This window comes from Arthrobacter sp. 2MCAF15, from assembly GCF_052115605.1.
In the GTDB taxonomy this organism is placed as follows: domain Bacteria; phylum Actinomycetota; class Actinomycetes; order Actinomycetales; family Micrococcaceae; genus Arthrobacter.
This window is the reverse complement of record NZ_JBFRGZ010000014.1, coordinates 23,701-44,146: the sequence shown is the minus strand read 5'-3', so window position 1 is coordinate 44,146 and position 20,446 is coordinate 23,701. Positions and strand designations below refer to the sequence as shown.

General features: G+C 67.0%; 16 protein-coding genes. 10 read left to right on the top strand and 6 right to left on the bottom strand.

Annotated elements, in window-relative coordinates:
• The first annotated feature begins 105 nt into the window (after positions 1-105).
• The 3 genes from AB4089_RS15825 to AB4089_RS15815 all read left to right on the top strand — a co-directional run bounded on the left by AB4089_RS15825 (position 106) and on the right by AB4089_RS15815 (position 2,560).
• A complete protein-coding gene (locus tag AB4089_RS15825; RefSeq protein ID WP_441410335.1) occupies positions 106-1,335 on the top strand; it encodes a serine/threonine-protein kinase in 1,230 nt (409 codons plus the stop codon).
• The gene (locus AB4089_RS15820; protein ID WP_441410229.1) at positions 1,332-1,844 is read left to right on the top strand and encodes a mucin-associated surface protein; all 513 of its coding nucleotides are present in this window, start codon (positions 1,332-1,334) and stop codon (positions 1,842-1,844) included. The genes AB4089_RS15825 and AB4089_RS15820 overlap by 4 nt, the downstream gene beginning before the upstream one ends.
• 131 nt (positions 1,845-1,975) lie before the next feature.
• A complete protein-coding gene (locus AB4089_RS15815) occupies positions 1,976-2,560 on the top strand; it encodes an SRPBCC family protein (RefSeq protein ID WP_441410228.1) in 585 nt (194 codons plus the stop codon).
• Positions 2,561-2,714: 154 nt separating this feature from the next.
• Here AB4089_RS15815 and AB4089_RS15810 read toward each other — a convergent pair whose 3' ends face one another.
• Positions 2,715-4,937: an NADP-dependent isocitrate dehydrogenase gene (locus AB4089_RS15810; RefSeq protein WP_441410227.1), complete on the bottom strand. Its 2,223-nt coding sequence runs from the start codon at positions 4,935-4,937 to the stop codon at positions 2,715-2,717.
• A gap of 246 nt (positions 4,938-5,183) precedes the next feature.
• Here AB4089_RS15810 and AB4089_RS15805 point away from each other — a divergent pair, with 246 nt between their 5' ends.
• Positions 5,184-6,203, top strand: a complete 1,020-nt coding sequence (locus AB4089_RS15805) for a trypsin-like serine peptidase (protein WP_441410226.1) — start codon at positions 5,184-5,186, stop codon at positions 6,201-6,203.
• Between the two features lie 1,010 nt (positions 6,204-7,213).
• Here the strand turns inward: AB4089_RS15805 and purH are convergent.
• Entirely contained in the window at positions 7,214-8,899 is a 1,686-nt protein-coding gene (gene purH / locus AB4089_RS15800; RefSeq protein WP_441410225.1) for a bifunctional phosphoribosylaminoimidazolecarboxamide formyltransferase/IMP cyclohydrolase, read from the bottom strand.
• Positions 8,900-9,048: 149 nt separating this feature from the next.
• On the opposite strand from purH, the gene AB4089_RS15795 reads away from it, so the two are divergent.
• Positions 9,049-10,401: an MFS transporter gene (locus AB4089_RS15795; protein ID WP_441410224.1), complete on the top strand. Its 1,353-nt coding sequence runs from the start codon at positions 9,049-9,051 to the stop codon at positions 10,399-10,401.
• 156 nt (positions 10,402-10,557) lie between these two features.
• Here the strand turns inward: AB4089_RS15795 and purN are convergent, their stop codons facing one another.
• Both purN and AB4089_RS15785 read right to left on the bottom strand, forming a co-directional pair.
• Positions 10,558-11,142: a phosphoribosylglycinamide formyltransferase gene (gene purN, locus AB4089_RS15790; RefSeq protein WP_441410223.1), complete on the bottom strand. Its 585-nt coding sequence runs from the start codon at positions 11,140-11,142 to the stop codon at positions 10,558-10,560.
• Positions 11,143-11,234: 92 nt separating this feature from the next.
• Positions 11,235-12,554, bottom strand: a complete 1,320-nt coding sequence (locus AB4089_RS15785; RefSeq protein WP_441410222.1) for a cell division protein PerM — start codon at positions 12,552-12,554, stop codon at positions 11,235-11,237.
• Between the two features lie 241 nt (positions 12,555-12,795).
• On the opposite strand from AB4089_RS15785, the gene AB4089_RS15780 reads away from it, so the two are divergent.
• On the top strand, positions 12,796-13,215 hold the full coding sequence (locus AB4089_RS15780; RefSeq protein WP_441410221.1) for a DUF4383 domain-containing protein: 420 nt from the start codon (positions 12,796-12,798) through the stop codon (positions 13,213-13,215).
• Positions 13,216-13,523: 308 nt separating this feature from the next.
• On the opposite strand, the gene AB4089_RS15775 is transcribed toward AB4089_RS15780, so the two are convergent.
• Together AB4089_RS15775 and AB4089_RS15770 are read right to left on the bottom strand one after the other, a co-directional pair.
• Entirely contained in the window at positions 13,524-13,979 is a 456-nt protein-coding gene (locus AB4089_RS15775) for a hypothetical protein (protein WP_441410220.1), read from the bottom strand.
• Positions 13,980-14,086: 107 nt separating this feature from the next.
• The gene (locus AB4089_RS15770) at positions 14,087-15,391 is read right to left on the bottom strand and encodes an MFS transporter (protein WP_441410219.1); all 1,305 of its coding nucleotides are present in this window, start codon (positions 15,389-15,391) and stop codon (positions 14,087-14,089) included.
• A gap of 685 nt (positions 15,392-16,076) precedes the next feature.
• Between AB4089_RS15770 and AB4089_RS15765 the strand changes: the two genes are divergently transcribed.
• From AB4089_RS15765 to AB4089_RS15750, 4 genes are all read left to right on the top strand, one after another.
• Positions 16,077-16,685 carry a helix-turn-helix domain-containing protein gene (locus tag AB4089_RS15765; protein ID WP_441410218.1) on the top strand — a complete coding sequence of 203 codons (609 nt, stop codon included), beginning with the start codon at positions 16,077-16,079 and terminating at the stop codon, positions 16,683-16,685.
• 265 nt (positions 16,686-16,950) lie between these two features.
• Positions 16,951-18,333, top strand: a complete 1,383-nt coding sequence (locus AB4089_RS15760; RefSeq protein WP_441410217.1) for an FAD-dependent oxidoreductase — start codon at positions 16,951-16,953, stop codon at positions 18,331-18,333.
• The gene (locus AB4089_RS15755; protein WP_441410216.1) at positions 18,330-19,595 is read left to right on the top strand and encodes a CaiB/BaiF CoA transferase family protein; all 1,266 of its coding nucleotides are present in this window, start codon (positions 18,330-18,332) and stop codon (positions 19,593-19,595) included. The genes AB4089_RS15760 and AB4089_RS15755 overlap by 4 nt, the downstream gene beginning before the upstream one ends.
• The gene (locus AB4089_RS15750) at positions 19,592-20,416 is read left to right on the top strand and encodes an enoyl-CoA hydratase-related protein (protein ID WP_441410215.1); all 825 of its coding nucleotides are present in this window, start codon (positions 19,592-19,594) and stop codon (positions 20,414-20,416) included. Before AB4089_RS15755 ends, AB4089_RS15750 begins: the two co-directional genes overlap by 4 nt.
• Positions 20,417-20,446: the final 30 nt, after the last annotated feature.

The following is a 20,446-nucleotide window of genomic DNA, read 5'->3' as shown; positions in this document are numbered from 1 at the left end:
GGGACTGGCGCGGCCGGTCGGTCTCCCGGTCGCAGCGGAAGCGGAATCCGTCCCCGTATCATTCTCTAAGTGCGCCGCCGGTGCGCACACGGAAGGTATGGGGACATCGTGGACAGTTCGCCCAACAGCATCGCGGCGGAGCCATTGGGCGGGCGCTATCAGCTGGGCGAGGTGATTGGCCGGGGTGGCATGGCCTCGGTCTACACGGCCAAGGACCTCAACCTTGGCCGCGACGTGGCCCTGAAACTCTTCGCACCACAGTCGGCCGATCCAGACGAGCTGCGCCGCCAGGAAGCAGAGATCAAACTCCTGGCGACCCTGAACCATCCAAGTCTGGTGACGCTGTTCGACGCCGGGACGGACACCCGGATTCCCGATGAGCCCCGGCCCTTCCTGACCATGGAGCTCGTGGACGGCCAGGACCTGCGGACCCGTGTCCGACACAGTCCCCTGCCGCTGGAGGAGTTGGCCGTGATCGGCGCAGGGACGGCGGACGCCCTCGCGTATGTTCACGGCCTCGGCATCATCCACCGGGACATCAAGCCCGCCAACATCCTCCTGGTGCCGGTCCGGCCGGGCGAGCCGCTTCGGCCCAAGCTCACAGACTTCGGCATCGCCCGGATCATCGACGGGACCCGGCTGACGGCCACGGGAACCATGGTGGGAACCGCTGCCTATCTCAGTCCGGAACAGGCCCGCGGCGCCGACCTCGGACCGGCCAGTGACATCTACTCCCTGGGCCTGGTCCTGCTCGAATGCCTCAAGGGCGAAGTGGAGTACCCGGGCAGTGCCGTCGAGTCCGCGGTGGCCCGTCTGCACCGCGCACCCGCCATTCCGGACGCCGTGCCCGCCGAGTGGGCCCGGATTATCCGGGCCATGACCGACCTCGACCCGATGGCCCGCCCCTCTGCTGCCGATCTCGAATCAGCCTTCCGCTTCGCCCTCGTTTCCCCCGGGTCCGTGCCGGGGCCCGTCAAGACGGAACCCACCAGGGTCCTCCCCGCCCCGCCGGCGAGGCCGCCCCGCCCGCCCCGGCCCGGAGCCTGGGCTGCTGCGCGAACGCGCCCCCTGAACGTGCTGGACCCTGCAGCGCTGCCGGCCCGGCCACGCCATCGCTTCCGCCGTCCGTTTTCCCGTGGGGCCGCATGGTTTCTTGGTGCCGGGCGCCGCGCCCGGCTGGCTGTTGTGCTCGCCGCGCTGGCCGTGCTTGCCGTTGGGGCAGCGATTGCGATCTCCTTCTCTACCCCTGCTGCCCCCGACGTCGTTCCCTACCCCACCGTCACGGGGCCGCTCGGCGATCATCTGAAGGATCTCCAGAAGAGCGTGGAACCATGAGCCAATCGCGCATCGCCGGGCGGAACCGCCACGGGTCGCCGTACAGATGGCCCGCAGGCCTGCTCGCCGGACTGTTGCTGGCGGGGGCACTGGCAGGCTGCGGCTCCCCGGCCCCCGAGCTGGGCCGCGACGCGGCGAGGCAGCTGCAGTCCCAGGTCCTGGCGGTCAGCGAGGCTGCAGCCTCCAACGACCCCGCGGGCTCCCTGAAAAGGCTTGATGAGCTGCTGGCCGGGCTGGATGCCGCAGCCGCGAGCGGCGAGGTGTCTTTCAAGCGCCACCAGAGCATCAAGTCATCGATCGACGCCGTCCGGGCGGACCTTGCCGCGCAACAGGCCGCGGCCGAGGCAGCCCGCCTGGCGGCCGAGAAAGAAGCCGCAGCCCAGGCCGCCGCGGCTGCTGCGGCAGCTGCAGCTGCCGCGGCGCCGGCACCGGCCGCCGTCGTTCCTGCCCCCGCCCCGGCGAACAGCGGCAAGGCCAAGGGGAAGGAAAAAGGGAAGGGCAACGGCTGATTCGTCGTCACTGTCGTCAGCCTGCTTACTATTTTGGCCAAAGGCCGCTAGCGTGAGGGAACGCGGCTTTATGCCGGTCAACGACCAAGAATCGCGGGCTGCCGCCCGCCAATCGAAGGAGTGACCCCTGCATGGCAACTGTTCAGGAATCCATTGAAGTCAATGTTCCGCTGAGCCAGGCCTATAACCAGTGGACGCAATTCGAGGAATTTCCGCTCTTCATGAGCGGTGTGGAATCCGTTCAGCAACTCGACGACACCACCGTCCACTTCAAGACCAGCATCGGTGGAGTCCGGCGCGAATATGACGCGCGGATCACCACACAGGAACCCGACCAGCGCGTGTCGTGGGAAAGCCTTGATGAACCACGGAACGCCGGCACCGTCTGGTTCGAGGACCTCGGCGACGCCGAAACGAAGGTTAACGTAGAGCTGAGGTGGGAGCCGGACTCGGCAGCGGAAAAGATCGGCGCGGCGATCGGCCTCGATTCCCGCCAGGTTGCTGCCGACCTGAAGAAGTTCAAGCTCTTTATTGAAGGGCGCGGCGCCGAGACGGGCGGATGGCGCGGACGCGTGGACGGCGTCGCTCCGGGCGCCACCACCGCCGTGCCGCTCCAAGAAGAAGTGGGCTACAGCGCGGAGCCTGCCTTCGAACGCGTGGACGCCGACCCCGACATTGCTCCCGAGCCGCCCTTCGGCCAGGACCAGCAACGCTGACCAGAGTTCGCATTGACCTGGCGCGCCGTCTGTGCGTCCGGACGGGCAGCAGAACGCCCCGCCTCCCTTGTGGGAGACGGGGCGTTCTGCGTGGCGGTGAGCCGGGGACTGCCGGGCTCTGGCTGAGCGCTCCTTTGCCTGGGCAGTGGCGCCGCTATTTTGTCAGCGTGGCAAGCACTTCGCTGAACGTGGCCGAGGGGCGCATGACCGCGGAGGCCTTGGCCGCGTCCGGACGGTAGTATCCGCCGATGTCCACCGGGGAGCCCTGCACTGCCAGGAGTTCACCGGTGATGGTGTCCTCATTGGAGTCCAGTGCGCCGGAAACGGCGGCGAAGGCCGCGGCGAGCTCGGCGTCGTCGTCCTGGCGGGCCAGTTCCTGGGCCCAGAACTTGGCCAGGAAGAAGTGGCTGCCGCGGTTGTCCAGCTCGCCGGCCTTGCGCTTGGGGGACTTGTCCTCGAGCAGGAATGTGCCGGTGGCGCGGTCCAGGGTGTCGGCCAGGACCTGGGCGCGGGCGTTGCCCGTGCTCGTGGCGAGGTGCTCGAAGCTGACGGCCAGCGCGAGGAATTCGCCCAGGCTGTCCCAGCGCAGGTGGTTTTCCTTCAGCAGCTGCTGGACGTGCTTCGGGGCGGATCCGCCGGCGCCGGTCTCGAACAGGCCGCCGCCGTTGATGAGCGGCACAACGGAGAGCATCTTGGCGCTGGTGCCCAGTTCCAGGATCGGGAAGAGGTCCGTGAGGTAGTCGCGGAGCACGTTGCCGGTCACCGAGATGGTGTCCTCGCCCTTGCGGATGCGTTCGATGGTGAAGGCGGTGGCCTTCTCCGGGGACATGATGGCGATCTCCAGGCCCTCGGTGTCGTGGTCCTTGAGGTATTCCTCCACCTTGGCGATCATCCGGGCGTCGTGTGCGCGGCCCTTGTCCAGCCAGAAGATGGCCGGCGTAGCGGAGGCGCGGGCACGGGTGACGGCCAGCTTGACCCAGTCACGGATCGGCACGTCCTTAGTCTGGCAGGCGCGCCAAATATCGCCGGGGGCGACCTGGTGCTCGATCAGCACGGTGCCGGCGTCGTCGACGATCTGCACGGTGCCGGCGGACTGGATCTCGAAGGTCTTGTCGTGGCTGCCGTATTCCTCGGCGGCCTGGGCCATGAGGCCAACGTTCGGGACGGTGCCCATGGTCGTGGGGTCGAAGGCACCGTGGACGCGGCAGTCGTCGACCACGACCTGGTAGATGCCGGCGTAGCTGCTGTCCGGGAGGACAGCCAGGGTGTCGGCTTCCTGTCCGTCGCGGCCCCACATGTGGCCGGAGCTGCGGATCATAGCCGGCATCGAGGCGTCGACGATCACGTCGGAGGGAACGTGCAGGTTGGTGATGCCCTTGTCGGAATCGACCATGGCGAGTTCGGGGCCGTCGTTGAGGCCCTTTTCGATCGCTGCCTGGACGTCGCCGCGGATTTCCTCGGGCAGGTCCTCGAGGCCGTTGAGGATGGAGGCGAGGCCGTTGTTCGGGCTCAGTCCGGCGGCGGCGATCTGCTCGCCGTAGGTGGCGAAGAGGTCCGCGAAGTAGGCCTTGACGACGTGGCCGAAGATGATGGGGTCCGAGACCTTCATCATGGTGGCCTTCAGGTGGGCGGAGAAGAGCACGCCCTCTTTCTTGGCCCGGGCAACCTGCGTGGCCAGGAACGTGTCCAGGGCGGCGGCGCGCATCACCGTGCCGTCGATGACCTCGCCGGCCAGGACCGGGAAGGCACGCTTGAGGACCTTGACGGTGCCGTCATCCTTGACGAGCTGGATCTTGATGTTGGTGTCCGCGTCGATGACCACGGACTTCTCGTTGGCGCGGAAGTCGTCGGCCTCCATGTGGGCCACGTTGGTCTTCGATTCCGGGGTCCAGGCACCCATGCTGTGCGGGTTCTGGCGGGCGTAGTTCTTGACCGAGAGCGGGGCACGGCGGTCCGAGTTGCCTTCGCGCAGGACCGGGTTCACGGCGGAGCCCTTGATCTTGTCGTAGCGGGACCGGATGTCCGTTTCCTCGTCCGAGGAGGGGTTGTCCGGGTAGTCCGGCAGCGCGTAGCCGTGGCCCTGGAGTTCGGCGATTGCCGCCTTCAGCTGCGGCACGGAGGCGCTGATGTTGGGCAGCTTGATGATGTTGGCTTCGGGCGTCTTGGCAAGGGCACCAAGCTCGGCCAGGGCGTCGCTGACGCGCTGCTCTTCGGTGAGGTAGTCGCCGAATGCGGCGATGATGCGGCCGGCCAGCGAGATGTCGCGGGTCTCCACTTCCACACCGGCCGTCGAGGCGAACGCCTCAATGATCGGCAAKAACGAATAGGTGGCCAGCATCGGCGCTTCGTCGGTGTGGGTATAGATAATCTTTGCCATTGCTCGGGCGTCTCCCTGAAGGTCTGGGTATTTCCGGAATCTTGTGTTATCTCAACACCCCTAACTTACCCGAGGTGCCCCCGTTGACGCCTACCGGCGTCGTGCGGGGACGGATGCGTGACACCCTTCATGCGGATTAACAAGAATTGACAACTGACTTTACAGATTAGTCAAATTGCCGTAGTTTCGTTCCATCCAGCGGCCGCCACCAGCGGCCGCCCCGTATTTCCACCGGTTAGGACACCCATGAGAACACCCAAGACTCTGGCCACCAGCCTGCTGACTCTTTCGGCCGCGGCGCTGCTGGCCCTGAGTGCCGCGGGGGCGGCCACCGCCTCCCCAGCCCCGGCCAAGGCACCGGTTTCCACATCCGATGTCACCAGCCACACCGTCACAGAGACCGGCGCGGCCGACTACTGGACCGCGGACCGCATGCGCAACGCCGTCCCCGGCGACGTCCTGGCGGACAAGGCCATGAAACGGAACGGCAAGGCCGCGGCCAAGCCCGCGGCGGCACTGCTGGAGGGTGCCGCCCCGAGTACCGTCGAGGCGACCGCACCGAAGCAGCAGTCCCAGCCGGCGCTGACGCAGACGCCGCAGACCAAGGCCAATGCGAGCGAATCCCCCGTCCCGCACATCGGCAAGGTCTTCTTCACCCTCGGTGGGACCAACTATGTCTGCTCCGGCAACGCGGTGTCCTCCGGCAACAAGAGCACCGTCTCCACGGCCGGGCACTGCGTGAATGAGGGCCCGGGCGCCTTCGCCACCAAGTTCACGTTCGTCCCGGCGTACCTCAACGGCGCCTCGCCCTACGGCAAGTGGACGGCCAAGGCCCTCTACGCCCCCACCCAGTGGAGCTCCTCCGGCGACATGACCTACGACACCGGCTTCGCCGTCATGTCCACGCTGAACGGCCAGTACCTGAGCGACGTCGTCGGCGCCTCCGGGCTGCAGTTCAACGCCGCCCGCGGCCTGAGCTACAAGTCGTTCGGCTACCCCGCCGCGGCCCCGTTCAACGGTGAATCCCTCAAGAGCTGCTCCGGCACGGCCACCAACGATCCCTACAACCCACAGTTCAACACCCAAGGCATCCCCTGCAACATGACCGGCGGATCCTCGGGCGGACCGTGGTTCATCGGCACCAGCGCTTCGGGCTACCAGAACTCCATCAACAGCTACGGCTACGGCACCAACTCCACCACCATGTACGGCCCGTACTGGGGCAGCGTGATCCAGCAGGCCTACACCACGGCCGCCGCTTCCTAGCCTCCGGGTGCACGGGCCCGGTTCGCGCCGGGCCCGTGCATTCCGTGGATGTCGATGCCCGGCCTTGGTACCCCTAGTGTTACTCCAGGTCCGGGCATCCAAGCTTTGTTGCCCAAGCCTGATTAGCCCACCTTGTTACCCCAGCCTGATACCCCAGCTTGATGCCCCAGCGCGGGGTTACTTGCGGCCCATCTTCAGCAGTGAGGAGACCGCAGTGGCCCCGCGCTGGTTTTTTTGGTTCACGACGGCGCGTCTCCACGGGACATGCCCTCCCCACCCGCCGAGGCCTGGACATATCCCCCATATGCCCACCCGTTGCCACGAACAATGAGCATGTCCTGCCCTAAGAATGAGCATGTTCCCGGGTTGGCCCTGCCCACGCCAGATTTAGCAGGACATGCCCTCCCCTCACGCCGAGGCCTGGACATATCCCCTTATGTCCTCTCCTTGCCGCGAAAAATGAGCATGTCCCGTGGAAAGAATGGGCACGTTCCGCGGGCAGGCCACCAACCCACTCTTGGACATAAAAAATGGACGTGTCCCTCCGGGCTGGGCTCCCGGGCTCCCTGGTTCCGCGAAAATTGAGCACGTCCTCCCAGCTGGGCTCCTGTGCTTCAGGAACAATGAGCATGTCCTGCCCTAAGAATGAGCATGATCCCGGGTTGGCCCTGCCCACGCCAGATTTAGCAGGACATGCCCTCGCCTCACGCCGAGGCCTGGACATAATCCCCATATGCCCACCCCTTGCCACGAAAAATGAGCATGTCCCGCGGAAAGAATGGGCATGTTCCGCGGGCAGGCCACCAACCCACTCTTGGGCACAAAAAATGGACATGTCCTCAGGATGAGGGAGGGCATGTCCATTCTTTGTGCGGCCCGGCGGGACCAGACCCGGCGGGACCAGGCCGGCGGGACCAGGCCCGGCGGGACCAGGCCGGCGGGACCAGGCCCGGCGGGACCAGACCCGGCGGAATCAGGCCCGGCCGGACCGGACCCTGCAGGATCTAGGCCTAGTGGAAGAAGTGGCGGGCTCCCGTGAAGTACATCGTGATGCCGGCGGCGTTGGCCGCGGCGATGACTTCCTCGTCGCGGACCGATCCGCCGGGCTGGACCACGGCGCGCACACCGGCGTCGATCAGGATCTGCAGCCCGTCGGCGAACGGGAAGAACGCATCGGACGCCGCGACGGCGCCGCGGGCCCGCTCCGGCGAACCGGCTGCGTCGGCATTCGAAGCGCCGCCAGCACCCTCGACGTCGGACGCCACCGTGACGCCCAGGGTGTTGGCGCGCTCGACCGCGAGCTTGCACGAATCGAGCCGGTTGACCTGGCCCATGCCGATGCCGACGGCGGCACCGTTGTCCGCGAGCAGGATGGCGTTGGACTTGGCTGCGCGGCAGGCGGTCCAGGCGAACGCGAGGTCGGCCAGGGTGGCGGCATCGGCGGCGCCGCCCGCGGCGAGGGTCCAGTTGGCGGGGTTGTCGCCGTCGGCGTCGACCTTGTCCGTGGCCTGCACCAGCATGCCGCCGGAGACCTGGCGGAACTCGGTCGGGTAGCGGCCGTAGCCGTCGGGGAGGGCCAGGAGGCGGATGTTTTTCTTCTTGGACAGGATCTCGACAGCCTCGTCCTCGAAGTCCGGCGCGATGACGACCTCCGTGAAGATCCCGGCGACGGTGCGCGCCATTTCGGCGGTGACCGTGCGGTTCGCGGCGATGACGCCGCCGAACGCGGACACCGGATCGCAGGCGTGGGCCTTGGCGTGGGCGTCGGCGATGGGGTCCGCCGCGGACGCGGAACCCACGGCCACGCCGCAGGGGTTGGCGTGCTTGATGATCGCGACGGCGGGCTCGGCGAAGTCGAAGGCGGCGCGCAGGGCGGCGTCGGCGTCGACGAAGTTGTTGTAGCTCATGGCCTTGCCGTGCAGCTGGTCCGCCTGCGCGATGCCGGCCGGGGCGGCCGTGTCCACATACAGTGCGGCCTGCTGGTGCGGGTTTTCGCCGTAGCGCAGCACCTCGGAGCGTTCCAGGGCCAGGCCGGCGTAGGCGGGCCAGTCGATCACGCCGTCGCCGTCCTCGTCGCGGAACTGGCTGGCGGTCCAGGTGGCCACCGCGGTGTCGTAGGCCGCGGTGTGCGCGAACGCCTTGGCGGCGAGCCGGCGTCGGGTCTTCAGGTCAAAGCCGCCCGAGGCGGCCGCCTCCACCACGGCGCCGTAGGAGGCCGGGTCCACCACGATGGCGACGGCGGCGTGGTTTTTCGCGGCGGAGCGCACCATCGCGGGACCGCCGATGTCGATCTGCTCGACGACGTCGTCCGGCGCGGCACCGGACTTCACGGTCTCCACGAACGGGTAGAGGTTGACCACGACGAGATCGAACGGCTCGATCTCCATGTCCGCGAGCGTCTGCATGTGGGCCGGGACGCGGCGGTCCGCGAGGATGCCGCCGTGCACGCGCGGGTGCAGGGTCTTGACGCGGCCATCCAGCATTTCCGGTGAGCCGGTGACTTCCTCGACCTCCTGCACGGGGATGCCCGCGGCGGCGATCTTCTTGGCCGTGGAGCCGGTGGAGACGATCTTGACGCCGGCTGCGTGCAGGCCCCGAGCGAGCTCCTCCAGACCGGTCTTGTCGTAGACCGAAATCAGTGCCCGGTGGATGGGCACTCGGTCGATGGATACACGGTCAAGCTGCGTGAAGCTCACAAAAGTCTCCGTCTTATATCGCGGCGGGCCGCGGGTGGTGGGGATGCGGCCAGTTTATCGCGTCCCGGCGCGTGGCCATCCCGCGCGCCGGAGTGTGAAGCACACCCGGGCCGCGGCCGGGCCACGTAGGGTTAAAGCAGGAGGCCAAAATGAACACGTACACCACTGTGCCCAGCGGCGAACAGGTGGTCCAGGAACTGCCGTGGCGGTGGAAGGTCCAAGGCCGGATCTTCCTGATCGGCGGACTGGGCTTCATGTTCGATGCCTGGGACGTCACCCTCAACGGCATCCTCATTCCGTTGCTGTCCAAGCACTGGTCCCTGAGCCCGGGCGATGCCGCGTGGATCGGGACGGCAAACCTGATTGGCATGGCCTTGGGCGCCTTCGTCTGGGGCACCATCGCGGACACCATCGGGCGCAAAAAGGCCTTCACCGCGACCCTGCTGATCTTCTCCATCTTCACGGTGCTCGGCGCGTTCTCCCCGGACTTCATGTGGTTTGTCCTGTTCCGTTTCCTGGCCGGGTTCGGCCTGGGCGGCTGCATCCCGGTGGACTATGCGCTGGTGGGCGAGTTCACACCCCGCAAGAATCGCGGCCGGGTCCTCACTGCGATGGATGGCTGGTGGCCGATCGGCGCCGCCCTCTGCGGGTTCGTCTCCGCGGGGCTGGTCGCGGCGTTCGCGGACTGGCGGCTGACCATGCTGGTCATGGTGCTGCCGGCACTGCTGGTGTTCTGGGTCCGCCGCAGCGTGCCGGAATCCCCATTGTTCCTCATCCGCAAGGGCCGCCGCGATGAGGCCGCGAAGGTGATCGACGGCCTGGTCGAGGCCACCGGCGCCGAGCCCCGGGTTTACAGCCTGCCCGCCCCGCAGGACGCGCCGCGCCTCTCGGCGGGCAGCGCCTGGACGCAATTGCGCGCGCTCTGGCAGTTCAACTGGAAGATCACGACGGCGGCATGGGCCCTGTTCTTCAGCATCCTGCTGGTCTACTACCTGTCGCTGACGTGGATGCCGCGGATCCTGATCGGCGCCGGGTTCGAGGAGTACAAGGCCTTCCTGACGACGGCGTCGATGGCCGCCGTCGGGCTCCTTGGCGTGGTGGTGGCCGCCCTGCTGGTGGAGCGGGTGGGCCGGAAGTGGATCCTGGCCATCACGGGCCCGCTCTCCGCGCTGACGCTGGTGATTGTGGCGATCGTGGTGGACATCCCGACGGCGGCCGTGTTCTGGCTGCTGGTGTTCGGCTTTGTGGTCCAGGTGGCCATCCCGGTGCTCTACGCCTACGTCTCCGAGCTGTACCCCACGGAACTGCGCGGCTCGGGCTTTGGCTGGGCCTCGACGTTCTCCCGGCTGGGTGCCGGCTTCGGTCCGCTGATCTTCGCGGCCATCCTGTGGCCGGAACTGGGGCTCGCGACGTCGTTCGCGCTGGCCGGCGGACTGGTGCTGCTCTCCGTGCTGTGGATGGCGTTCTTCGCCCCCGAAACCAAGCAGCGCCGGCTCGAATGACGCGCCCCCACCCGATGCGCTATCACGTCAAGCGGTCACGAGGCCCTGGAGGCAACCGCAAGTGATAGCGCATCGGGGGAATCAGGCGGGCTAGTCCAGGGAAACAGGCAGGTCGGGTCGAGGAATCAGGCGGATCAGGCCCAGGAATCAGGCGGATCAGGCGGGCCGGGCCGGGGTGTGGGCTTTGGCCAGGGATGCCAGGGTTGAGACCAGGAGCCGGCGCTCGACGACTTTGATGCGCTCGTGCAGGGATTCCTCGGATTCGCCGTCCCCAATCGCCACGGCTTCCTGCGCGATGATGGGTCCCGTGTCCACGCCGGCATCGGCCCAGTGCACCGTGCAGCCGGTGACCTTCACGCCGTAGGCCAGGGCGTCGCGGACACCGTGGGCGCCGGGGAAGGCCGGCAGCAGCGCCGGGTGCGTGTTGAGGTATTTGCCGCCAAAGGCATCGATGAAGTCCGCGCTGACAATCCGCATGAAGCCCGAGGACACCACCACGTCCGGGGCGAAGCCGGCGACGGCGTCGGTCAGGGCCGCGTTCCAGGCACCACGGTCCGGGTAGGCCTTGAAGTCCACCACGAACGTGGGAATTCCCGCCGCGGCGGAGCGCTCCACCCCGAACGTCCCCGGTCGGTCGGCGCCCACGGCGGCGATCTCGACGTCGAGCGCGCCGGACTTCACGGCGTCGATAACTGCCTGGAGGTTGGAGCCGGTGCCGGAAACGAGGACAACTATGCGCATGGTCCTAGCTTATGGGGCCGCTCGCGTAGGCCGGAAAAGTTGCGCCAACAACTCCCCCAGCAGTTGAGCAAGCGGTGAAGCCAAAGCCCGCGTCAGCGGCCGTTGACCGTTTCCAGGTCTGCCTCGCGCAGCTTCTGCTGGCGTTCCAGCCAGGGTCCGGCCGCGTAGCCGATCACGACGCCGATCCCCACCTCCGCGGCCACGAACAGTGCCGTGCGGAGCGGGTCGGGCCCGATCTCCGTCAGCCTCCCGATGCCGGCCGAGCCGCGGGCCAGCCAGGCCAGGCCCGCCGCGAGCAGCCCTGCGACGGAGCCGATCACGGCGCCCAGGACCAGGGTGGAGGCCGCGGCGGTAAACCAGCGGGCCCGGATCTTGATGGAGAGCCACTCGTCGAAGTGGTTCTCTCCTTCGCGCAGGAACCACCAGCCCGCCAGCGTCCCGGCCAGCGCCGGCACCACCAGGGCCACGAAACCGAAGTCGAGCGAGCCTGCCGGCAGCGCGGCGAACACGGGAACGGACGGCAGCGGCCCCACGGCGGTCCCCAGCGGGCCGGCCAGGGAGCCGACGCCCAGGGCGAACCCCGAGCCGCAGATCCACGCCAGCGCGAACACCACGAGGTTGGGCAGGAAGCCCAGCTGCACGATGGTGAGGACGGAGCCGCCCATGGCGCCGGCGTCGAGCCCTTCATAGACGGCCACCACGAGGTTCCAGTGGATGAAGAGGTCGACGGCGAGCAGCGCCGCCGCCATCGCCAGGCTCGCCATCAGCGCCACCGATCCTGCCTTGATGGCCGAGCCCAGGTAGGAGCCTGCCCAGCGGGAGTGCTGGCTGGTGCGGGAGAGCCAGGCCACGGCGTCGACGCCGATCAGCCGGCTCCACGAACCTGCCTCCCGGCGGGCGCCGACCACCATGCCGAGGCCGAACGGGATGAGCGGAATGAGTGCGGCGGCCCAGAGGCTGATGCCGACGTCGGCCGTCCGGCAGACGAAGCCGGTGGCGAGGCCGAACCCGGCGTACATCAGCCAGGAGCCGAGCAACGCCTGCCAGAGCTGGTCGGTGTAGGAGGCCCGGGCGAGCCGGCGCCCGGCGCGCCAGGCGAGAAGGAACGGGATGAGGGTCAGGCCCAGCGGGATGAGCGAGAGCGTGCCGGATTCCGGGTGCGCCGCAGCCCCGGCGCCGGGGGTGTCCAGCAGCAGCGGGACGCCGTGGATCAGCAGCCAGGCCTGGCCGGCGAGACGTGCCAGGACGTCGAACCCGCCGTGCTGGAATCCGGCCGTGGCCCAGACCATGACGATCGGCACCACCACCACGAGGGCGGATATGACGGCGGCCTGGGCGGACTCGAGGGCACCCTGCAGCCCCAGGGGCATGGGGAGGCCACGTTGTCCGGTCTGATCAGCGCGCAGTTTCATCGAGATCCATGGTGCCACGGGCCCGGCATCCACCCGGTTTCCGACAGGCACAACGCCCGAATCCGTGCTATTTGCCGAACGCGGCCTCTCGGTTGCCGCACCCACCCGTCCGGCGCTTTTTCCAGACCCCGGTCGTAAAATTGTAAATGTCCGCAATCAGTGGTTGGAGGCAATAATGACTACCGCATCTCCTCATGCGCACGGCGTTCATTTTGGTCGGACAGATGTACAGAACGTTGGCATGGGTGTGGGTATCGTCCTGATCGTCGTGGGCATCTTGGGGTTCATCCCCGGCATCACTACGAATTACAGCGAACTGAGGTTCTTCGGGCCCGATTCCAAGGCCCTGTTCCTGAACCTGTTCCAGGTGTCGATGTTGCTGAACATCGTTCAGCTCGCGATCGGCGCCACCGGCGTGAGCATGTCCCGGACTGCCCTGGGCGCCCGGAATTTCCTCATGGGCTCCGGTCTGCTGTACATCGTCCTTAGCATTTACGGTTTCATCGTCGGYGTGAATTCGGCGGCCAACTTCCTGTCGCTGAACACCATGGACAATTGGGCCTTCATGGTAATGGGCGTGGCAATGGCCGGCGCAGGCTGGCTGATGACGAGGCACCTTGAAGAAGACGTAAAGACCCGGTCATCAACCCCCGGGACCTAGGGAGCCGCGAATGAGTAACGTTTCATAGTATTCAGAAAATTCGTACTACCTGCTGGTGCAGTGGCTTAGCGGAAACGCGGCGGCTGCACCAGCTTCCTTATGTCCGGGAATTTTCCGACGACGGCGGCGGCGCGGCATGTACGACGGCTGCTGCCCGCCGGGCACGCAAGAAGGCCGGGACCTTGTGGGTCCCGGCCTTCCGTGGGCCAGGCAGGTTGCGGCGGTGGCCCATGCTCCCATCCAACTGGCAGCAGGGGCCGTTCTGAGGGCTCAAAACGGCCCCTGCTGCGAGTCAGTTGGGCCCAGCGCTAGGCGGTGCCGGCCTCCACACGGGGCGGGAGGGTGTCCCACTCCGTTTCGGCGGCCCGCATCCACGGGAAAGGCAGCAGGTCCTTGATCCGGATCTTGCCCACCTCGCCCTCGGCATCGACCAGGACGGATGTCTCGGTTCCGTAGGATCGCAGCAGTTCCCGGCAGAGGCCGCAGGGGTTGGTGACCTGGGGCTCCCCGTGCCCGTCCATGCTGACCGCCACCACGGAGTGGATCGAGCTCTCCTGTGCCATGCGTGCATTGGCCAGGGCGCTGGATTCGGCGCACACATTCAGTCGCTTGGCGCCAATGTGCAGTCCGAGGTAGATGGCCCCCGACTCACCGCGCATGGCCGCTGCCACCCGGTGGTTCTCACTGTGATGGGCGGTCAGCAACATCCTGCGGGCTGCCTCATAGAGCTCCACGTCCGACGCGTCGAGTTCAAAGGAGATCACGCTTGCCTCCTTGCTGCTTTGGTCCGGGCGACTGGCGTCCATGAGCGTTCCCACTTTCCATTCCTGCTTCCTGTGTTCCACCGTGCCGGGTTTTCGGCCCTGGGTTCCTACCGGCCGACGAAGATGCCGTTCTTCTTCCGGGCCAGCAGGTAGAACACAATGCTGAGCGCCGACAGGACAGCGACGTAGACCGGGAAGATCCAGGAGGCGTTCATGGACTGGAGCCAGACCAGGAGGTAGGAGGCCGTGCCGCCGAAGAGCGCGACGCCGAGGCCGTAGCCGAGGGCGGTTCCGGCGCCTCGGCATCCCTTCGGCATGAGCGAGCTGGTGATCACGTTGTACAGGGTCATGTTCAGGACCAGCACAACAGAACCGCCAAGAAGCACCGCAGCGAAGCCGGCGATGCCGGGCTTGACGTACATCAGCATCAGGAAGACCGACGGAATGGCAAGCGCGCGGGTGATCAGGAACCACTTGGACATCGACTTGCCGTCGGCGACCTTGCTGATGATGAGGCTTCCGACCACCAGCACGACGCCGAGGACGGTGGTGAGTGCGAAGACAGCCGTGGCGTCTTCCTTGAAGCCGCTGCGGGCCGCCGTCGGGAGGCCCGTGTTCCAGGCGTAGTTGTAGGCCTGCGCCGCACCGACGACGAACGTGATGGCCAGGACGCTGAGCCAGTGCTTGCGCACGCCGCCCCAGACCGTCTTGGCTGAGTTTTCCGCGAGCTCCTCGGGCTTCATGGTTTCCGGAAGGGTCCGGCGAAGGTAGACCACGACGAAGCCGAAGGCCGCGCCGACGATGAAGGGCACACGCCAGCCCCAGTCGGCCATGACGGCTCCGCCGAGCATCAGGGATGACAACCAGCTGACCAGCGAGGCGAGCAGGATCCCTGCGTTGACGTAGAAGGAGATGATGCCGGCAACAAAGCCCTCGCGTCCCTCGGGGACCAGTTCGACGGCGTGGGCGGTGGACAGCGGAGCTTCGACGCCAGTGGAGATGCCCTGGACGATGCGGCAGACCAGCAGGATGACGCCGGCTGCGGGGCCAATCTGGTCATAGGTGGGCGACACGGCAATGATCAGCGTGGTGACCGCCATCATCATGATGGACCAGAGCATTACCCGGCGCCGTCCGATCCTGTCGGCGAAGGTGCCGAGCAGGACGCCGCCCAGTGGACGGAACGCGAAGCCGACGGCGAAAACGGCCAGGGCGCTCAGGGTTGCGGCAACGGGGTCCTGGGACGGGAAGAACTTTGGCCCGATGAAGGCCGACAGGAGGCCAAAGACCATCCAGTCGTACCATTCCAGGGTGTTTCCGAGCCCCAGGCCCAGAAGCCCGCGGCGTACTTCCGGCGACAGCCGGGACTTCCGGCCGCCCTCTACGTCAATCTTGACGACAGTGTCAGTCATGATACTTTTCCTTCCCCCGGCCCTTCGGGGCGCGGGAGGGTACGGATTACCGGCGGACGCCCTGTTGGGGTCGGGGTAATCGAAACTATCGTTTGGCTTGGTCCGCAGGGAGGGACCGGGCCCACCACATGGGAGGTGAGTTAGCCCAGATAGCTACGCGTGCCTCTTCGTAGCGATTGAATGCAAACGGGCCATCCAGCCCGGAAACCAGGGACGGATCGCTCAGGAACGCGTACCTAGTTTACCGGCCAGCATCAGGTGCTGCGGATGGCCTGGAAGATGCCACTGCATCAGTACATAGGGAGCGATCACGAACGCGGGCCGGGCGCACCTTCCGCCAGAAGGCTGTTGCGTCCATTCCCTGTTCGTTCAGCGTTGATCCCATAGTGTTGCGGCTCACACAACTATATTGAAGATCTTCACAGAGTCAATGGTTTTCTGGAAAGAATGGCCCCACCTCGGACGATGCCGCCAGGCGGCGTGCAGCCCAAGCGGGGGCGGGCCCGGATCGGCCCCAATGCAGGCCCCCAGCAGGCCTTACAGTGGGCCCCAAGGCCGGCCCCGAAGCCCACGCCGGCCAACCGCGGAGTTATGCATGATCTGTAAGAAATTTACGAAAACCATTGATTCGCTAAAAGTTTTCACTATAGTTATGTGTGTCAGCTCACCAAACGAAAGACGGACCATGGCTAACGAAAGCGTCGCGGGATCCTCCTCAGCCGGCACGAGCGTCCTTCTTGCCACCGTAGGCAACAAGGTCCGCAACATGCGCAAAGACAAAGGGATGACCCTGGCGAAGCTCTCCGAAGTCACCGGCCTCAGCCCGGCGATCGTAAGCCAGATCGAACGTGGCCTGGCCAATCCGTCTTTCACCACCCTGGCGCAGCTGGCGCACGGCCTGGACATCCCCGTAGGGAAGTTCTTCCTCGGACAGGAAGAAACCAGGTCGCCCGTGGTCCGCAGGGCCGAGCGGCGAAACCTCAAAGGCGTGACCAAGAAGTCTGTGGGCGAGGCGGTCTATGAACTGCTCACTCCGGACCTCAACGGCGCGCTGGAGGCTCAATGGATCGTGAGTCCGCCAGGCCACGACACCAGCGCCACACCTTTCCGGCACAGCGGCGAGGAGTTCGGCATTATTCTCTCCGGCCGGAAAGACATCTTCCTGGACGGCGAGTGCTACACCCTGGAAGAAGGAGATTCGATCACCTTCTCCTCGGATACACCGCATTGGTACAAGAACAGCTACGAAGAGGTCTGCGTAGCGATCTGGGTTAACGCACCTCACGCGTGGTGATGGGCCGGCCCTAGCCGCCGTCGCCATTCTCCGGCCCGGGCAAATCAGTGTCCGCCTGAACCCTTTCCATACCCTGCAGCCAGGTCCGCAACGGGCCGCGCTGCGTCATACCCTCTGCCGGGTGGATTTCGCGGTCAGCGCCGCCGCGCACTCCTCCTGCACACCGTCTACCTCACCGGCCGCCGAGCAAGGCATTCCGCCAGACGGCATGCCCCCAACGGCACGCCTCTACCGGCACTTCGGCCGAAACAAGTAAGGATCCCCCATGAACCCGTCTTCAGCCATGTCGTCGCTGGAACTCAGCACCACCACGGCGGACCTCACCGCCCCCGTCATCTCCCGTTCCGACGTCCTGGTGGTCGGCGGTGGCCCCGCCGGTGTGGCCGCCGCCGTCACGGCAGCCCGCTCGGGCGCTTCCGTCACGCTGCTGGAGCGCTACTCCTCCCTGGGCGGCCTCGCCTCCGGCGGCATGGTCCTGGTGCTCGATGACATGATCAACGGCCAGGAAATCACCGTCACGGGCATCGTCTCCGAATATGTCGAGCGCCTGCAGAAGCTCGGCCTGGCGATCGTACCGCCGGCCGATGACCGCAAGACCTCCGAGGAACTCTGGAACAAGTGGGGCCGCTACGGCACCTTCGACTTCCACTCCCACACCACCCCCAAGCCGGTCTGCTACGCCGCCGCGTTCGACCCGGACGGCTGGAAGCGCGTCTCCAACGACCTCGTCCGCGAGGCCGGCGTCAACCTCCGCCTGCACTCCTGGTTCTCCCGCCCCATCGTGGACAACGGCGTGATGAAGGGCGTCATCTGCGAGACCAAGTCCGGCCCGCAGGCCTTCATGGCGGACATCGTCATCGACACCACCGGCGACATCGACGTCGCCTCCCGGGCCGGCGCCAGCTACGTCAAGGACAGCTACCTCACCACGCTCGTCTTCCGCCTGGGCAACGTCGACACCAACGCCGCGGAGGCCTTCGAACAGGCCAACCCGAAGGAAGCCCGCGCCATCAACCGCAAGATCAAGCGCCTCCTCGGTGGTGCCTGGGAACTGTGGTGGCTCAAGACCCCGATCGAGGGCGTCGTCTGGTGCAACGCACCCCACATGACCGGCTTCGACGGCGTCGACCCTGCGGACATGACCGCCGCCGAATTCGCCGCCCGTGACCGCATCACCGAGGCCGTGGACTACGTCCGCGCCAACCTGCCCGGCTTCGAGAACTGCTACATGCTCGACGTCGCATCCCAGATGGGCGTCCGCCAGACCCGCCTGCTCGAGGGCGAGTACGTCATGACCAAGGACGACGTCACCTCCCGCCGCCATTTCGCGGACACCGTGGCCCGTGGCCGCGACTACTACTACCCCTTCCGCTCGCTGCTGCCCAAGGAAGTCGACCAGCTCCTGGTTGCCGGCCGGCACTACTCCGCCACCCCGGAGGCGCAAAAGATGTCCCGCGAGATCCCGCCCTGCATGGCCATGGGCCAGGCTGTCGGCGTCGCCGCCGCGCTGGCGATCCAGACTGGCACCCTCGTCCGCGACGTCTCCGCGCTGGACATCCAGCAGGGCATGCGCCGGCACGGCGCTGACCCGGGCGACGTCCCGTCGTCGAACGCCACCCTCGACGTAGATGCGGTGGTAGGGGCATGAGCACCGTCATCGACGACCTGCTGTCAGGCACAACAACTGCCACGACGGCGGCCACCGCCGCCGCCGGTGAATGTGCCGGCACCCCGCTCCCCCTCGATGGCATCAAGATCGTGGACTTCACCCAGGTGTTCATGGGCCCGTCCTGCACCCAGCTGCTCGGCGACTACGGCGCGGACATCATCAAGGTGGAACGCCCAGGCGCCGGGGACATTTCCCGCAACTCCTTCCCGGACAAGGACGGCCAGGACAACCCGATCTTCCTGTCCATCAACCGGAACAAGCGCAGCATCTCCGTTGACACCCGCACCGAGGACGGCAAGGACGTGCTCCGCCGCCTGCTCGCCGACGCCGACGTGGTGGTCAGCAACTTCCGCTCCGGCGTGATGGAGCGGATGGGCTTCGGCTACGAGGACCTCAAGGAGCAGAACCCAGGCATCATCTGGGCCTCCGGCACGGGCTTCGGCCCCGAGGGCCCCTACTCGCACAAGGGCGGTCAGGACGCGATCGCGCAGGCCTACTCCGGTGTCATGTGGCGGCGCGAGTCGGACGACGTGAAGCCCTCGATCTACCCCACCACGCTGTGCGACTACATCACGGGCATGCACCTCATGCAGGGAATCCTGCTGGCGCTGCGCACCCGGGAGTCCGCCGGCGTCGGGCAGAAGGTGGAGGTGACCATGTACGACTCCATGCTGCACCTGCAGATGCAGGAGGCCTGCATGCAGCTCAACCGCGGCTACGAGGTCAACTGGGGCGCCATGCCGCTCAGCGGCGTCTTTGAAACCACCGACGGCGCCGTCTGCATGGTGGGCGGCTTCACCCCGGACCCGCTGCTGCGCATTTCCGAGGCCCTGGGCCTGGACGAGGACCTCACGCAGCGCCCGGAGTTCGCCAACCTGGAGCAGCAGTTCGAGAACAAACCGGCACTGCAGGAGATCTTCCGCGAGCGCATCGCCACCAACACCACCGAGTACTGGACCGGCCAGCTGGAGGACAAGGGACTGCTCAACGCCCCCGTGCACACCCTGGAGCAGACTCTCGCCGACGCGCAGACCCACGCCAACGGCATGATCGTCGAGGCCGAACACCCCGGCGTCGGCACTGTGAAAATGCTGAACGCACCCATCCGGCTCTCCGCCACCCCGCCCACCATCCGCCGGGTGGCCCCGCGGCTGGGCGAGCACAACGTCGAGGTGCTGCTGGAGAACGGGTTCGACGCCGAGACCATCGAGCGCCTGCAGCAGCTGGGGGTGCTCCGGTGACCGCCGTGTCAGAGGCGGCCCAGGCAGCTCCCTCGGCGGTGGACCAGGTCACCCTGACCATCGAGAACCACGTCGCCACCGTGGTCATCGACCGCCAGCACGTGCTCAACGCCGTCGACGGCGGCGCCCAGGCCCGGCTCAACGAGATCTGGGACCAGCTCGAGGCCGATCCGGACGTCCGCGCCGTCGTCATCACCGGCGCCGGCACCCGCGCGTTCTGCGTGGGCGCTGACATGTCGGCCTCCGCCGTGGACAAGACCGGACTCGAATACTGGGCCGGCCTGGACCCGAACGGTTTCGGCGGACTCAGCCTGCGCACCAGCCTGGACATCCCGGTGATCGCCCGGGTCAACGGCTACGCCCTGGGCGGCGGCATGGAGATCGTGCTCGGCGCGGACATCGTGGTCGCCGCGGACACGGCCCGGTTCGGGCTGACGGAACCGCGGGTGGGGCGCCTGGCGCTCGACGGCGGCATCCACCAGCTGGTGCGCCGGATCCCGTACACCCAGGCGATGGGCATGCTCCTCACCGGGCGGAAGGCCGAGGCCGCCGAGATGCAGTCCATGGGCCTGGTCAACGAAGTGGTCCCCGCGGAGGAGCTCGACGCCGCGGTGCAGCGCTGGGTGGACCAGATCCTCGCCTGCGCGCCCACCTCCGTCCGGGCGGTCAAGCAGATGGTCACGCAGACCGCGCACCTGACCGCCACCGAGGCCCGCGGGCTCCGGCTCCCGGCCCTCATGGCGGCGCTGGACAGCGCGGACTCCGCAGAGGGCGTCCGCGCCTTCCAGGAGAAGCGTCCGCCGGTCTGGCCCGGACATTAGAGAAAGGGACGCTAGCCGTTCCCGCCTGAT